The sequence below is a fragment of the Actinomyces sp. HMT 175 genome (genome assembly GCF_016694895.1).
Lineage (GTDB): Bacteria > Actinomycetota > Actinomycetes > Actinomycetales > Actinomycetaceae > Actinomyces > Actinomyces oris.
In genome coordinates, this window is sequence record NZ_CP068012.1 from 2853137 (window position 1) to 2867753 (window position 14617).

Annotated in this window: 11 protein-coding genes; 6 read left to right on the plus strand and 5 right to left on the minus strand. The window is 70.9% G+C overall.

What is annotated here, in order from left to right; translation table 11 throughout:
• Positions 1 to 189: 189 nt before the first annotated feature.
• Positions 190 to 1923, plus strand: coding sequence for an ABC transporter ATP-binding protein (locus tag JJJ14_RS11860; protein WP_201444247.1), 1734 nt, complete (start codon positions 190 to 192; stop codon positions 1921 to 1923).
• Complete coding sequence (locus tag JJJ14_RS11865) at positions 1920 to 4058, plus strand: ABC transporter ATP-binding protein (RefSeq protein ID WP_236592836.1); 2139 nt, start codon at positions 1920 to 1922, stop codon at positions 4056 to 4058. Before JJJ14_RS11860 ends, JJJ14_RS11865 begins: the two co-directional genes overlap by 4 nt.
• Positions 4059 to 4106: 48 nt before the next feature.
• On the opposite strand, the gene JJJ14_RS11870 is transcribed toward JJJ14_RS11865, so the two are convergent.
• The 4 genes from JJJ14_RS11870 to JJJ14_RS11885 all read right to left on the minus strand — a co-directional run bounded on the left by JJJ14_RS11870 (position 4107) and on the right by JJJ14_RS11885 (position 9425).
• A complete protein-coding gene (locus JJJ14_RS11870; protein ID WP_201444248.1) occupies positions 4107 to 4481 on the minus strand; it encodes an Rv3654c family TadE-like protein in 375 nt (124 codons plus the stop codon).
• Complete coding sequence (locus tag JJJ14_RS11875; RefSeq protein WP_043538407.1) at positions 4478 to 4792, minus strand: TadE family type IV pilus minor pilin; 315 nt, start codon at positions 4790 to 4792, stop codon at positions 4478 to 4480. The genes JJJ14_RS11870 and JJJ14_RS11875 overlap by 4 nt, the downstream gene beginning before the upstream one ends.
• A 200-nt stretch (positions 4793 to 4992) precedes the next feature.
• Entirely contained in the window at positions 4993 to 5244 is a 252-nt protein-coding gene (locus tag JJJ14_RS11880; protein ID WP_020992132.1) for a DUF4244 domain-containing protein, read from the minus strand.
• Between the two features lie 509 nt (positions 5245 to 5753).
• Positions 5754 to 9425: a DEAD/DEAH box helicase gene (locus JJJ14_RS11885; RefSeq protein ID WP_201444249.1), complete on the minus strand. Its 3672-nt coding sequence runs from the start codon at positions 9423 to 9425 to the stop codon at positions 5754 to 5756.
• A gap of 256 nt (positions 9426 to 9681) precedes the next feature.
• Between JJJ14_RS11885 and JJJ14_RS11890 the strand changes: the two genes are divergently transcribed.
• Positions 9682 to 10341 carry a GOLPH3/VPS74 family protein gene (locus tag JJJ14_RS11890; protein WP_201445184.1) on the plus strand — a complete coding sequence of 220 codons (660 nt, stop codon included), beginning with the start codon at positions 9682 to 9684 and terminating at the stop codon, positions 10339 to 10341.
• A gap of 323 nt (positions 10342 to 10664) precedes the next feature.
• Here the strand turns inward: JJJ14_RS11890 and JJJ14_RS11895 are convergent, their stop codons facing one another.
• On the minus strand, positions 10665 to 12275 hold the full coding sequence (locus tag JJJ14_RS11895; protein WP_201444250.1) for a cation:proton antiporter: 1611 nt from the start codon (positions 12273 to 12275) through the stop codon (positions 10665 to 10667).
• A gap of 193 nt (positions 12276 to 12468) precedes the next feature.
• Between JJJ14_RS11895 and JJJ14_RS11900 the strand changes: the two genes are divergently transcribed.
• The 3 genes from JJJ14_RS11900 to JJJ14_RS11910 all read left to right on the plus strand — a co-directional run bounded on the left by JJJ14_RS11900 (position 12469) and on the right by JJJ14_RS11910 (position 14560).
• On the plus strand, positions 12469 to 12699 hold the full coding sequence (locus JJJ14_RS11900) for a hypothetical protein (RefSeq protein ID WP_040322114.1): 231 nt from the start codon (positions 12469 to 12471) through the stop codon (positions 12697 to 12699).
• Complete coding sequence (locus JJJ14_RS11905; RefSeq protein ID WP_101559168.1) at positions 12686 to 13126, plus strand: TA system VapC family ribonuclease toxin; 441 nt, start codon at positions 12686 to 12688, stop codon at positions 13124 to 13126. Before JJJ14_RS11900 ends, JJJ14_RS11905 begins: the two co-directional genes overlap by 14 nt.
• An 87-nt stretch (positions 13127 to 13213) precedes the next feature.
• Positions 13214 to 14560: a DUF4921 family protein gene (locus JJJ14_RS11910; RefSeq protein ID WP_101559169.1), complete on the plus strand. Its 1347-nt coding sequence runs from the start codon at positions 13214 to 13216 to the stop codon at positions 14558 to 14560.
• Positions 14561 to 14617: the final 57 nt, after the last annotated feature.

Sequence of the window (14617 nt, forward strand, 5' to 3'; positions counted from 1 at the left end):
CCTGCTGCTTGGCGAGTCGCACCTCGCAGGAGCGGCGGCGAAGTCATCCGAGACGGTCAATCCAGCCGCCGGACCTGACGCGACGTGAGCCCGCCCCTACGCGGGCATGAACCAAAATTCATAAGACGCTCTCCCTCATATTCATGAGATGCTGGCCCTCACGCACCGTGAGGCTGATATGTTCCCGGCATGCTCCTTCGATTACTGCGCACGTATTTGCGCCCCTATACGGGGCTGCTGGTGTGCGTTCTGGTGCTTCAGTTCGCTGAGGTAATGGCCTCCCTGTACCTTCCCACCCTCAACGCCGACATCATCGACAAGGGTGTGGCCACCGGGGACTCCGGATATATCTGGCGGATGGGCGCGTTCATGCTGGGGGTCAGCCTGGCCCAGGGCGTGTGCACGGTGCTGGCGACCTACCTGGCGGCGCGCGCGGCGATGAGCATGGGCCGGGACCTGCGCGGCGAGGTCTTCGACCGGGTCAGCGGCTTCTCGGAGCGGGAGATCTCCGCCTTCGGGGCGGGTTCTCTCATCACCCGCAACACCAATGACGTCCAGCAGGTCCAGATGCTGGTGATGATGAGTGCCACGATGCTGGTGACGGCGCCGTTCATGGCGCTGGGCGGCATCTTCATGGCGGTCACGCGCGCCCCGGGCCTGTCGTGGCTGATCGGGGTGTCGGTGCCGATCCTGCTCGTGGCGGTGGGGCTCATCGTGAGCCGGATGCTGCCCCTGTTCCGCTCTTACCAGGACAAGCTCGACGCCATCAACCGGGTGATGCGTGAGCAGCTCACCGGCATCCGGGTCATCCGCGCCTTCGTGCGCGAGGAGGCCGAGACCGAGCGATTCGAGGGCGCCAACACCGATATCGCCCGGGTCGGCGAGCGCGTGGGGCAGCTCTTCGTCCTGCTGTTCCCGCTGGTGATGCTGGTGCTGGACGTGACGATCGTCGGCGTCATCTGGTTCGGCGGCCACCGGGTCGGCGACGGCGACGTGGAGGTCGGCACCCTCATCGCCTTCATGTCCTACCTCATGCAGATCCTCATGGGCATCGTCATGGCGAGCTTCATGACGATCATGATCCCGCGCGCCGCCGTGTGCGCCGAGCGCATCAGCGAGGTGCTGGCGACGCCGCCGACCATCACCTCCTCCCCCGACGCCGTCGACACCTTCCCGGCTCCCGGGACGGTTGAGATGCGGGACGTCACCTTCGTCTACCCCGACGCCGACGCCCGCGTCCTGGCGGAGGTGAGCTTCACGGTCCAGCCCGGGACGACGACGGCGATCGTCGGCTCGACGGCGTCGGGCAAGTCCACGGTGGTGCGGCTGCTGGCAAGGCTGCTGGAGGCCAGCAGCGGGCAGGTGCTCATCGGCGGCACCGACGTTCGTGAGGCCGACCCCGAGGCACTGTGGGCCCAGATGGGGCTCGTGCCCCAGCAGCCCTTCCTGTTCGCCGGGACCGTGGCCTCCAACCTGCGCCTGGGGCGCGAGGAGGCCACCGACGACGAGCTGTGGCAGGCCCTGGAAGTCGCCCAGGCCAAGGACTTCGTCTCCAAGATGGACGGGGGCCTGGAGGCGCCCATCGCCCAGGGCGGCACGAATGTCTCGGGTGGTCAGCGTCAGCGCCTGGCCATCGCCCGGGCCCTGGTGCGCCGACCCGACATCCTCATCTTCGACGACTCCTTCTCGGCCCTGGACGTGTCCACCGACGCGCGGCTGCGCGAGGCCATGGGGCCGGCGACGGCCGGCATCACGAAGGTGATCGTGGCCCAGCGCGTCTCCACGATCGTCGAGGCCGACCAGATCCTCGTCCTGGACGGCGGACACCTGGTGGGTAGCGGCACGCATACCGAGCTGCTGGCCACCTGCGCCGTCTACCGCGAGATCGTCACCTCCCAGCTCGGGGCGGAGGCCGCAGCATGAGCAGGAACGCGAGCAGCCACATGGGCAAGAAGGCCGGCAGGAACACCGGCGAGAACGCTGACAAGATCGCCGGCAAGAAGGCCGGGAGCGGTGCGCGTACCGCCGCGAGCGCCGTCGTCGCCCCCGATGAGCTCAGCGAGGAGGACCTCAAGCTGGCCGCTGAGGCGCAGGCCGCCTCGAGCGACTGGCACGACGGGCCGCCTCCGGGCAAGGCCGAGGCCTTCTGGCCCTCCTTCAAGCGGATGGTCGGGCTGCTGGGCGCCTACCGGGTCTCCCTGGTGGTCGTGACCCTGGCCGCCGTGGGCACGGTGGTGCTGGCGGTGGCGGCCCCCAAGGTGCTGGGTCAGGCCACCAACGTCATCTTCGAGGGCGTGGTCTCCACGATGCTGCCGGCCGGCACCACCAAGGCCCAGGCCATCGAGGCCCTGCGGGCACGGGGGATGGATGACTTCGCCACGATGCTCTCGGCGATGGACGTCGTCCCCGGCGCGGGCATCGACTACACCCGCCTGGGGCGGATCCTGATGGTGGTGCTGGGCCTGTACGTGGGTTCAAGCCTGCTCAACTGGCTTGAGGGCTGGCTCATCAACCGCATCACGATCAAGGCCCTCTACCGGCTACGCGCCCAGGTGGAGGACAAGGTCCACCGCCTGCCGCTGAGCTACTTCGACACCGTCCAGCGCGGCGAGCTGCTCAGCCGCCTGACCAACGACGTCGACAACGTCACCAACACCCTCCAGCAGTCCCTGTCCGGTGCCCTGACCGCGATCCTCACGGTGGTGGGCGTGCTGGGGATGATGTTCTCCATCTCCTGGAAGCTGGCACTGGTGGCACTCATCATGTTCCCGCTCATGGGCGTGGTCTTCGGGGTGATCGGGCCGCGCTCGCAGAAGGCCTTCACCCACCAGTGGGCCCGCACCGGCAAGATCAACACCCGGGTGGAGGAGTCCTTCTCCGGGCACGCCCTGGTGCAGGTCTACGGGCGTACGGCCTCGGTGCGCGAGGCCTTCGCCGCCGAGAACGAGGAGCTGTTCCGGGCCTCGCTGCGCGCCCAGTTCCTCTCCGGGATCATGATGCCGATCATGCTGGTCATCGGGAACATCAACTATGTGGCCATCGCGGTGGTCGGCGGCGCCATGGTCGCCTCCGGGTCGCTGCGCCTGGGCGATGTGCAGGCCTTCATCCAGTACTCCCAGCAGTTCTCCCAGCCCCTGGGCCAGCTCGGCGGCATGGCCACGGCCGTGCAGTCCGGGACCGCGAGCGCCGAGCGGATCTTCGAGCTGCTCGACGCCGAGGAGGAGCGCCCCGACGACGCCCCGGGGAGCGCTGGTGCCGCAGGTACTGCTGGCGCCGCGGGGGCTTCACCGAAGAGCCCGGCGGGCCCGGGTGTCATCGAGATGGAGCACGTGCGCTTCTCCTACAGCCCGGAGGTCGAGCTCATCCGGGATCTGTCGCTGCGGGTGGACCCCGGGCACACAGTCGCGATCGTGGGGCCCACGGGAGCGGGCAAGACCACCCTGGTCAACCTGCTCATGCGCTTCTACGAGCTCGACGGGGGACGCATCCTCATCGACGGGCGCGACATCGCCACCATGACGCGTCACGACGTGCGTCGCCGCACCGGCATGGTCCTGCAGGACCCGTGGCTGTTCGCGGGCACGATCCGCGAGAACATCCGCTACGGGCGGCCCGGGGCCAGTGATGAGGAGGTCGAGGCCGCCGCGAGGGCGTGCTTCGTCGACCACATCATCAAGGCCCTGCCGCAGGGCTACGACACGGTTCTGGAGGAGGACGCCGCCAACATCTCCGCCGGAGAGCGCCAGCTGCTCACAATCGCGCGGGCCTTCGTGGCCAACCCGGCCGTACTCATCCTCGATGAGGCCACCAGCAGCGTGGACACCCGCACCGAGCTGCTGGTCCAGCAGGCCATGAACGCGCTGCGCGAGGGCCGCACGAGCTTCATCATCGCTCACCGTCTGTCCACGATCCGTGACGCCGACACCATCCTGGTGATGGAGCACGGCGACATCGTCGAGCAGGGCAGCCACGATGAGCTCATCGCGGCCGGCGGCGCCTACGCGCGCCTCCACGCGGCCCAGTTCGCGGGCGGCGCCACCGTCGCCGTCGAGGACTGAGGGCCGGGCGCCTCGGCGCACCGTCTCAGCGACCAGGTTCGGTCCAGTTCACGGCGTGGGTGGGGCGTCGACGGGGCCGGCGCGGGCCTGGGCGGTGGCTTGGCGGGGTCGGCCGAGGATCGTCGTCGGGACGATGACGCTGACGGTGACGTCCTCACCGGCCACGGAGCAGGTGCTCACCGAGGCGCCATTGGCTGCAGCTACGCGCTGCGCCATGGCGCAGGGGTCGCCCGGGGCGATGACAGAGGACAGGACCGTGGCACCGGAGATGGCGGCGAGGTCGGCGGCGGCCCTGGCCCGGCCGGTGGCGCTCTGGGCCTGGATGAGGCCCGCGATGCCGACGGCCGCGGCCAGCAGCACGGCGATGACGCCGAGCGCGTAGACAGTCCCCGAGCCGCGCTCGTCACAACCGGGGCGGTTCATGGGCTGCTCGGTTCGGTGTAGGTGCAGGCGCGGGCCCGGGCCGTCAGGCCCAGGCCGCCCAGGGGACCGGGAACGGGTCGGGCTGCGGTGACGCAGGTGAGCTCGCCCTGCTCGACGCCGAGGCTCACCCCTCCTGCCACGCGCTGGGCGGCGCCGGCGTAGTCCTCCTGGCCGATGGCGGCCTGACGGGCGGCGGTGCGGGCGGCGTCGGCCACCCGCAGCTGAGTGACGCCAGCGCTGACCGCCGCCAGCACCATCAGCAGGACGAGGACGACGGCAGGCAGTGACAACGCCGTCTCAGCCGTCACCATCCCCTCCTCTCCTCCTCCGGTGCACCCGCCCTGGTCGCCGCCCCAGCGGCCTCGTCGGGGCCGGCGACCAGGTGAGGGATGCGGTTCCGCGCGGCTGGAGGGCCGGCGGGAAGCGGGACCCGGGCGGCGACGTCGGCCACCGCCGGGTACCCGGGCTACTCGGGGGCGAGCGCGCCCACCTGCTGCGATGACAGCGCACATCACACCGAGAGCGCCTGCTCGATGATGGACTGCAACGCCCCGCTCAGGCTGCCCGAGCGCATGAGCGCCAGCAGCAGGCCGGCGAAGGCCGCGGCCGCCAAGGTGCCGATGGCGTACTCGGCGGTGGCCATGCCCTCCTCCTTGCTCGTCAAGCGCCGCAGGAGCGCCGGCAGCGTTGAGGCGTCACTCGGGCGGGCCAGCATCACGCTGGTGCGCAGGGTACGCAAGGTGGTCCGGGTGGGTCTCCTCATGGTGGTTCTCCTCTGGTCGGTGGGGACCAGCGCACCGCCGCTCCCCAGCGGGCGCCGTGCCCGCCCCACCAGCATCGGGCCGCCCCGAGCCGCCGCGCTCAGGGGCTTGTCAGCCCTGTGGAGACCACCTGCAGTCCCGGCTCTGTGGCATCGGGGACCGCCTGAACCCTGGCCGATCGGCGTGGATGGGTCCGCTGCAGGCGCCCGTGAGGCGATGGCCGGATACCGCGAAGGACACCGGGGAGGAGGTGCAGACTGCCACCGGCCGCCACCACCGTCACTCCCGGCCGGGGACATTCCGCGCGTCCGGGTGCGTGTCGTTCCGGGCGGGGGCATTCGACGCCGTCGGGGACAGCAATCCCGTCCCCCAACGCGCGAGACGTCCCCGACCGGAAGAAAATGTCCCCGGCCACGCAGAAGGCCCCCGCCCGAGCACAACCGGATGGGGGCCGCAGCGCAGTTGCTTGGGCACGGCCGGCCCACGGCGGCGCCCGACGACGTCGAGCGCCTCAGCCCTCGATGAGCTCGCGGATCTCGGCGGCGGTCAGGGCCGCCGGGCTGAGTCCGCCCGAGCCCGCCGCAGCAGCCGCACCACCGGCGGCACCAGCACCCTCGCCGCCGGCCTCAGCCTCCCCGGCCCCCTCGACGACCCGGGCGAAGAGCTCGGCCTTCTTCTCCTTGAGGGCCATGACCTTCTCCTCGATGGTGTCGGCCGAGACGAGCCGGTAGACCATGACCGGCTTGTCCTGGCCGATCCGGTGGGTGCGGTCGACGGCCTGTTCCTCGGCCTGCGGGTTCCACCACGGGTCCAGCAGGAAGACGTAGTCGGCCTCGGTGAGCGTGAGCCCGAAGCCGCCGGCCTTGAGGGAGATGAGGAAGACGTCGGCCTCACCGGCCCGGAAGGCGTCGATGACCTTCTGCCGGTCGGGGGTGGAGCCGTCCATGTAGGCGGTTCGCACACCGGTGGCCTCCAGGTGCTCGCGCACGCCGGAGAGGTAGCGCGTGAACTGGGAGAAGACGAGGGCGCGGTGCCCCTCGGAGAGGATCGGCCCCAGGTGCTCGACCAGCACCTCGACCTTGGCCGACGGGCTCGGCCGCCGCCCCGGCCCCCTGCGGCCCGTTACGGGGGCACCGGCAGCCTTGCCCTTCACGGCTTTCGCGCCGCGGGCCGCCCTCCTGCCGGAACCGCCCGTCCCGCCGGCGGCCTCCCCGGCTTCCCCACCACCCGCGCTCGCGGCAGTCTCAGGCTCGGCCCCGTCCTCGCCGTCGACAAGCGCCGGGTCGAGCGCCATCTGCCGCAGGGTGGTCAGCGCCTTGAGCGCGATGAAGCGCGACTGGGCGGTGTCCTCCTCCAGCAACCCGAGGATCCGCTGCCGCTCGCGAGCCAGGCGCTGGTCGTAGGCCTTGCGGTGCTTGGCGCCGAGCTCGACGGACAGGACCTGCTCGGTCTTGGCGGGCAGGTCCGCGGCCACCTGCTCCTTGGTGCGCCGCAGCAGGAACGGCCGCATCCTGCGCCGCAGCCGCCCCAGCGCCTCGGCGTCCCCACGGTCGATCGGCTTGCGGTAAACCTGCCCGAAGCGCTCCGGGTCGGGCAGCAGCCCCGGCGCCGCGATGCTCATGAGCGCCCACAAGTCCATGAGCGAGTTCTCCAGCGGCGTGCCCGTGATCGCGATGGTCGACGGCGACCGCAGCCGCCGCACCGCCTTGTAGGTGGCCGAGGTGTGGTTCTTGACGAACTGGGCCTCGTCGCACACCACCCAGGCCCAGTCCTGGGCGATGAACTCCTCCTCGCACAGGCGCGCGATCGTGTAGGAGGTGACGACGACGTCGCAGCCCTCCACGATCTGCGCCAGAGTCTCCTCACGCTTGGCGGCGGTCCGCCTCACGGCCCGGACCCGCAGCCCCGGGCAGAAGCGCTCGGCCTGCTCCACCCAGGAGCCGACGACGGAGGTCGGCGCGATGACGAGCACCGGCCCGGTCCCCTCCGGCTCACCGGGGTCGCCGGAGCCGGTCGGCTCGCTCCCTTGGGTCTCCTCACGCTGTTCGATGAGTCGCTGGACTGCGGCGAGCACCTGGACGGTCTTGCCCAGTCCCATGTCGTCGGCGAGGATCCCGCCGAGGCCCGCCTGGCGCAGGAAGTCCAGCCACCGGTAACCCTCGAGCTGGTAGGGGCGCAACGTCGCCCGCATCCCCTCGGGCACGGGCGCCCCACCGGCCCCTTCGCCGGTCCTCCCACTGGTGCCGCCCGCGTCGTTGCCTTCGACGGACTGTCCACCGGAGGGCTCACCCGCGGCCTCGGCGGCGCGCGCCCGCTCCAGCAGTCGCCCGACCCGCTCCTTCCAGCGAGCCGTGGCCTGCTCGATGACTCCGAGTGACTCCAGGACCTCGTAGTAGCCGGCGTGCAGGGCACTGACCCGTAGCTCGCCCTGTGCCTGCGGGTCGGCCAGCTCGCGGCCCTCCTCCATGAGGCGGGCCAGGGCCTCGATCTCCGGGCGGTCGATGCTCACCCAGGTGCCCGACTCCAGGAGCACCTCAGGCTCCCCGCCGGCTACGGCCGCCATGAGCAGCGCCAGGGGGATCTCCTCCTGCCCCACGTGGACGCGCACGGACAGGGAGAACCAGTCGGGACGGTCCTCATCATCGCTCACGCTGGTGGTGATGACCGGGGCGGCGTCGGCCTCGCGGTAGTCGGGGACGTCGTCGTCGACCTCGATGTCGAAGGCCTCCAGCTCGCGCAGGACCGGCAGCGTCTCAGTCATGAAACGGGCCGTGTCCATGCCGCGCAGGTCCAGGGGCTGCCAGAGGGCCGGGTGCCGGCCGGCCAGGGGCAGCAGGTGGTTGAGGACCTCGCGGGCCAGGCGGGTCTCCCCGTCAATGTCCCGGCCGGCGGTCCTGTCCTCAACGCGGCCCTCGGCCGCCGCGGCCAGGTCGGGCAGGGCGTGACTGCTCCGGACCTCGCCGTCCTCCCCGACGTAACGGATGGACCACTCGGTGCTCAGGTGGTGCTCGGCGGTATCGACGTGGACCGCGAGCGCGGCGCGCAGCGTCGTGGGGCGGGGCATGCGGATGGAGGTGTCGGCGGACAGGACCGGCAGCGCCCGGGTGAGGGCCTCAAGGTGCTCAGTCTCGAAACGCTCGACGTCCCCGGCCGGGATGGTGATGGCCTCGCCGTCGCCCCGCAGCACCCGGGAGAGGGCCTCAGTGGGGCGCGGCTCGAGCGGCATGAGGAGCAGCTCGCGCCCGGGCATCCACGTGTAGAAGCCGTGAACCGGGTCCCCGATCGGCATGAGGGAGAAGCTCAGGCGCAGTCCAGGGACCTGGAGGCGGCGCAGCTCCTCGACGTCGTCGATCTCGAGGGCGGGGGTGATGGCGATGTCGCCGTCGCCCTCCCGGGTGAGGTGGATGCCGCCGCGCAGCCCGTCGGCGAGGTAGACGGGCATGCCGTGGCGCTGGGCCGTGGTGAGGGTCAGGCCGGCCGCCACCCCGCGGCGCAGCACATCCCAGACGTGGGCGGGCGCGGTCGTCAGGGAGAGGCGGTCGTCGGCGTAGTAGAAGCCGTAGCCGCCGGCCATGCCGGCCAGCTCGCGCAGGACGCCCATGACGGCGGGATCGACGTCGTCGTCCAGGCCCCCGGAGGAGATCTGGCTCCAGGCGGCGCCCTGCCGGTTCCAGCCACGTTTGCCCTCGATGAGCGGCAGCATGGACAGGCCGGCGGGGGTGCCCCACATGTTGCCGGGGTCGTCGATGATCTCCAGGGCCATCCGACGGCGCGGGGCTCGCTCCACCTGCAGCAGGTCGGCCAGCCGCCTCTCCCAGGGGGCGGGCCCGCCGGAGGGGGCGGCGACGTCGGGCTCGGCCTGCGCCAGGGCGCGCGCGGTGATGAGCAAGGCGGCCGTGTGCTTGCAGTCGCTGCCCACCGGGCACGAGCAGGTGCCGGCCCAGGATGCCGGGGCGCTGCGGGCGCCCTGCTTGCGGAAGACCATGGTCTGGTAGGTGTGCGCGCCCGAGCCCTTGGACTGGGCGCTGATGATGTCCCCGTCCCCGGCGACACTGATGCCCCGCACCCGCCCCTTGCGCGCATAGTCCAGGCCGCGCTCAAAGGCCCGGTGGCCGACCCGACTGATGATCTGGTCATCAGTGAGCTCCACCGGCCAGTCGTCATGCCGAATCGCGCGAGCCATGACCCCAGGTTAAACGCGGGGTACGACAGCTTCGGGCGCCGTCCGGCTACTGATCGCACGCTGGGCGCGAACGGCGTCGGTCTCGCACCCGGTCACGTGGGACCGGGTGAGGGATGGGGTGAGCGACCGGCCGTAGCCCGGTCGGACGGGCGGGTGGAGGCCTCCCCCGTGAGGAGGAGCCGGGTCGGTCCCGGATCTCGCACCCCGGGTGGATCACATTCCGATGACGGTGCGTTGTACTGGATTCATGAACGCGATGCTGACCTGTGAAGAACTGTTCCTGCTGCTGACCAAGGATTCAGGCAAGCCGGAGAGCCGCATGGCGCACTCGTCCTACGGGCTCACCGGGGCACTGCTCACCGACCTGCTGCTGGCCGGCCGCATCAGCCTGACCGAGGAGCGCAGCCCCCGCATCTATATCGTCAGCTCCGAGCCGACCGGGCACCCCGTCCTGGACCGGGCCCTGGAGATCCTGCCCGCCAAGGACGGCAAGCGATTCTCCTCCCTGGTGTCGTGGGGCAAGCTCAACCCCACCCGCCACATCGCCGAGTCCTTGGCGGCGGCCGGGGTGGTGCGCATCCACACCGGCGGGCTGTTCGGTTCGCTGAACCCCAGTTACCCCACGCTGGACCCCGTCCCCGAGCGGCAGCTGCGCGCCCGCATCGACGCCGCCCTGCGCGGGGTGCAGCCGCCGACCGCCTCCGACGTCGCCCTGCTATCGATCCTGCAGGCGCTCGGTGTCGCACCAACCGTCCTGCCGCAGCAGGAGACCGGTCTCAGCCGCGGCGAGCTCAAGCGCCGGATCAAGGAGCTCGCGGGGGAGAGCCCCGTGGGTCGTGCGGTGCAGCGGGCCGTGGAAGCCGTGACGATGGCCATCATCGCCGCAGGGAGCGTTGCGGCGGCCTCGTCGAGCTGATCGGGGTCGGCCCTCCGGGAACCACCGCCCCCACTCCGGCCCCGTCGGGGACATTCCGCGCAGCCGGGTGCGTGTCCTTCCGGGCGGGGACCTTCGACGCCGTCGGGGACCGAAATCCTGTCCCCGAACGCGCAAGACGTCCCCGGCTGGAGTGGAACGTCCCCAGCCGCGTGAGATGTCCCCGTCGGCGGGAGGACGGACACGACGACGGGCAGGAGGCTAGACGAGAGGCTGGGCGAGAGGGCTGGGACCGTCAGTGAAGGCTGGTGCCGGGGCCGTCACTGGGCCTGGGCAGGACCGCCACTAGGGCTGGGCCGGGGCCGTCACTCGCCGCGGGGCCGACGACGGCGGGCCGCCCGGGAGGTGCCGCCGCGCCTGCGCACGTGGTGCCAGCGCTCGCGCCACAGGGCGTGATCCTGCTCGATCTCGGCCAGGCGCGCGGCCAGGCGGTGCGACTCCTCCAGCGACAGCCCTCGGGCGTGCATCCCCAGCTCGGCCAGGCGCGCCATCGCCGGTGTCGCCTGCTCGCGCAGGTCGGGCAGGCCCACCAGGTCGGGCTGCGCCGGCCGCCTCACGCCTGTCGCCGGGGTGCGCTCCCCCGCCGGCAGCCTGATGCCACTGGGCGGCGACGCCGGTCGGCGCGGCTCCGAGACCTGCTCGCCGACCGGGGCCGTGGCCTCCTCGGGGGTGCGTCCATCGGGGGCGGCCGGCCCCTGGACCACGCGCATCACCTCGTTGGCCGGCACGTGGTCGCTCCGGTGGCCCAGCGCCAGCCCGGCGGCCGGCAGGACCAGCACCGATAGCACCCCGGCCAGCACGAGGGTGGAGGCGAAGGAGGTCGACATGGCCCCCGCACTGACCGCTACCTGGGTGACGGCCACAACGATGGGCAGGGCGGTCGTCGAGTAGACGGCGATCTGGAGGCTCTGGCGCATCGAGTAGATGCGCGTGCCGTCCCTGCGGCGCTCCGCCCGGGAGGCCAGCCACACCGGCACGCCCCGCACGAGCACCAGCAGCACGAAGAAGGCCAGGAGGTTGACCAGGTCCCCGGCGTCGAGCCCGGCCTCGATGCCCATGCCGGAGGTGACGAAGAAGATCGGGACGAAGAACCCGTAGGCCAGCCCGTCGAGCTTCTCCTCGAACTCGGCATCCCCCTCGGGCAGGGCGTGACGCAGGACGAAGCCTGCGGCGAAGGCCCCCAGGATGACGTCGAGGTCGAAGATGGCGGCGATGGCGCACAGCCCCACCAGGAGCAGGACGGTGGCGCGGATGGTGGTCTGCGCCGTCGTCGAGGCCCCCAGGTGGATGGCCTCGACCAGGCGGCGCCCCACGCGCTTGACGCGGCTGGTGAAGCGGACGATGAGCAGGGTGATGATGAGAAAGACGCCCAAGATCGCCATGCTCGCCCAGGTGGAGCGCGATCCCAGCAGCAGCGCCATGACGAGGATCGGCCCGACCTCACCGACGGCGCCGTGGTTGAGGATCGAGGCCCCCACCGCCGTGGGCAGCAGGCCGCGGTCGCGCAGGATCGGCAGGATCGTGCCGATGGCCGTGGAGGTCATGGCGGTGGCGATGGCGATGCCGTTGGCCGACGCCGCCCCTCCGGTCACCCCGATGACGCTGACCGCGCCGAAGGCCAGCCCCAGCGAGAGCAGCCAGGCGACGGCGGCGTGGCGCCCTCCCGCCCCGCGCAGCTCGTTGATGTCGATCTCGTAGCCGGCCATGAGGAAGAGGAAGGCGACGCCGAGCTCGCGCAGCAGCTCGATCGAGGAGTCATCGACGGCCAGCCCCAGGCCGTGGGGGCCGATGAGCATCCCGCCCAGGATGAGCAGGACGACCTCGGGCACGAGCCGCTTGGGGATGGTCCAGGAGATCAGCGGCGCCACGAAGGCCACCGCGACGATGAGCAGCAGGGAGGTGAAGACCTCGGCCATATCGTCTCCTTGTCTCCAGTCGGGTGCGGGGGTGCAGGGGATGGGGGATGTGCGGGGCGCAGGGCCGGGCCCGGCGCAGGTCCGCACGAGCCTGTGAGACTACCCCGACCTCGGCCGGCCGGGCCCGCCGTCAGAATCCACAACAGTTCAGCGGCTCATTGATGACGTGATGCACTGGTGCGATCATGATCGTATGAGGACGACACTTGAGATCGACGACCGGGTCCTGTCCCTGGCTCGTGAACGCGCTCATCGCGACGGAGTGTCACTCGGACGCGCCGTGTCCGATCTCGCGCTCCAGGGAATCTCCCACGGGAGCCGCACCAGCAGGCACGGGATCCCCTTATTCTTCCCGCCCGCAGGCCAGCAGGCTCATGTGGTGACGCCAGAGCTCATCGAGCAGTACCGAGATGACGACCACTGATCGCCTGCGACTGCTTGACGTCAATGTCCTCGTGGCGTTGTCACTGCCCAACCATGCGCACCATGAGGTGGTCAGCGCCTGGTTCGACGGTGTGGATCAGTGGGCGACCTGTTCCATCACCCAAGCCGCCTACCTGCGTATCCTCATGAATCCTCGAGTCACCGGATTCGAGATAGCGGCCGCTGATGTGCTCTCCGGACTCGGTGAGCTGACATCGCTTGACGATCACGTGTTCCTTGTCGACGACGCCCCTCCTGCTGAGCCGTCCATCAGCTTTTCGAGGCTGAAGGGCCCAAAACAGGTCACCGACCTGCACCTGGTGGACCTCGCGGCACGTCACAACGCTGTTCTCGCCACCATGGACGGACGCATGGCGCAGGCACTCATGTCTCAGGATCGACGACATATCGAGCTCATTCCCCTGTAGGCAGGACTCACTGCCCTCGGAGGAGAACCGGGCCCGCCATCGGGGCCACCGGGCGCACGGGCCGCCATCAGGCGTCACAATGGAAGCATGCTCATGCCGTACTCACCCTCCGCCGAACCACTCACGCGCCTGGCCGACGGGACGGTCAAGCAGATCAGCCCCTTCACCGGAACCGAGGTGTGGACCGTGCCGGGCCGCGCCAACCGCCCCATCTCGCACCCGGTGGCAGAGGTCCGCCCGCTGGAAGAGGCCGACCGCACCCACAGCTGCGCCTTCTGCTCAGCGCGCTACCTGGAGACGCCCCCGGAGAAGGCGCGCGTCGTGCGCGGAGCCGACGGCGGTTTCGAGCGCCTCGACGCCGTCGCCGCCTCCGCCCTGTTCGACACGGTGGCCGAGTTCCGGCGGGTGCCCAACCTCTTTGAGATCCTCTCCTTCGACTACTGGCACATCAACCACGGCTACGAGATCCCCGACGCCGCCCGCGAGCGCATGGAGGCCTACCTGGCTGACCCGGTCGGCATCGAGCACGTGGAGCGGGTGGCTCGCACCAAGCTGGCGGCCGCGGGCGCGGACCCGGCCTCCTGGGACTCGATGGACGAGCGGACCCGCCACACCTTCCTGGCGGCCTTCTTCGCCGGGGGCCATGACGTCATCATCGGCCGGCGCCATTTCACCGACGACGCTCACGACACCACGGGCTTGGCCGGCTCGGGGACGCTGAGCGTGGCCGAGCACCGCGCCTACACGCGCCTGGCGATCCACGCGATGCACAGCCTGTACGAGGCCAACCGGTGGGTGCGTTACGTGGCCGTCTTCCAGAACTGGCTGCGGCCGGCCGGGGCGAGCTTCGACCACCTGCACAAGCAGCTGGTGGGCATCGACGAGCGCGGGGTCACCAGCCAGCTGGAGCTGCAGAAGGTGCGGGCCAACCCCAACCTGTACAACGAGATGGCGGTGGACTACGCCGCCTACCAGGGGCTGCTGGTGGCGAGCAACGAGCACGCGGTGGCCTTCGCCGGGTTCGGGCACCGCTACCCGACGCTGGAGGTGTACTCGACGTCGGCCATGCCCGAGCCGTGGCTCATGAGCCGCGAGGAGGTCGACGCCGTCTCCGACCTGGTTCACGCCCTGCACGCGGCCACGGGCGCGGACGTGCCCAGCAACGAGGAGTGGCATCACAAGCCGCTCGACGTGGACCAGCCCATGCCCTGGCACATCACGCTCAAGTGGCGGGTCTCCACCCTGGCGGGCTTCGAGGGCGGCACGAAGATCTACCTCAACACCATCGACCCGTGGACGCTGCGCGACCGTGTGGTGGCGCGACTGGAGGACCTGCGGGCCGACCGGCTCATCGCGCCGATGGCCGTGGGTGAGGAGTGCCCGACGACGCCCAACCGGCTCCTGTACAACCCGGTCCTCACCGCCCGGCCGTAGCAGTCGGCAGGCCCGGATCGACGTCGCCGGCCCAGCGCCGGCACGTCATCGGCCCGG

Bases quoted from the DNA above. Each gene is read 5' to 3' on its own strand.
- JJJ14_RS11860 (WP_201444247.1), top strand. From the start codon at position 190: ATGCTCCTTCGATTACTGCGCACGTATTTGCGCCCCTATACGGGGCTG.
- JJJ14_RS11865 (WP_236592836.1), top strand. From the start codon at position 1,920: ATGAGCAGGAACGCGAGCAGCCACATGGGCAAGAAGGCCGGCAGGAAC.
- JJJ14_RS11870 (WP_201444248.1), bottom strand. From the start codon at position 4,481: ATGAACCGCCCCGGTTGTGACGAGCGCGGCTCGGGGACTGTCTACGCG.
- JJJ14_RS11875 (WP_043538407.1), bottom strand. From the start codon at position 4,792: ATGGTGACGGCTGAGACGGCGTTGTCACTGCCTGCCGTCGTCCTCGTC.
- JJJ14_RS11880 (WP_020992132.1), bottom strand. From the start codon at position 5,244: ATGAGGAGACCCACCCGGACCACCTTGCGTACCCTGCGCACCAGCGTG.
- JJJ14_RS11885 (WP_201444249.1), bottom strand. From the start codon at position 9,425: ATGGCTCGCGCGATTCGGCATGACGACTGGCCGGTGGAGCTCACTGAT.
- JJJ14_RS11890 (WP_201445184.1), top strand. From the start codon at position 9,682: ATGCTGACCTGTGAAGAACTGTTCCTGCTGCTGACCAAGGATTCAGGC.
- JJJ14_RS11895 (WP_201444250.1), bottom strand. From the start codon at position 12,275: ATGGCCGAGGTCTTCACCTCCCTGCTGCTCATCGTCGCGGTGGCCTTC.
- JJJ14_RS11900 (WP_040322114.1), top strand. From the start codon at position 12,469: ATGAGGACGACACTTGAGATCGACGACCGGGTCCTGTCCCTGGCTCGT.
- JJJ14_RS11905 (WP_101559168.1), top strand. From the start codon at position 12,686: ATGACGACCACTGATCGCCTGCGACTGCTTGACGTCAATGTCCTCGTG.
- JJJ14_RS11910 (WP_101559169.1), top strand. From the start codon at position 13,214: ATGCTCATGCCGTACTCACCCTCCGCCGAACCACTCACGCGCCTGGCC.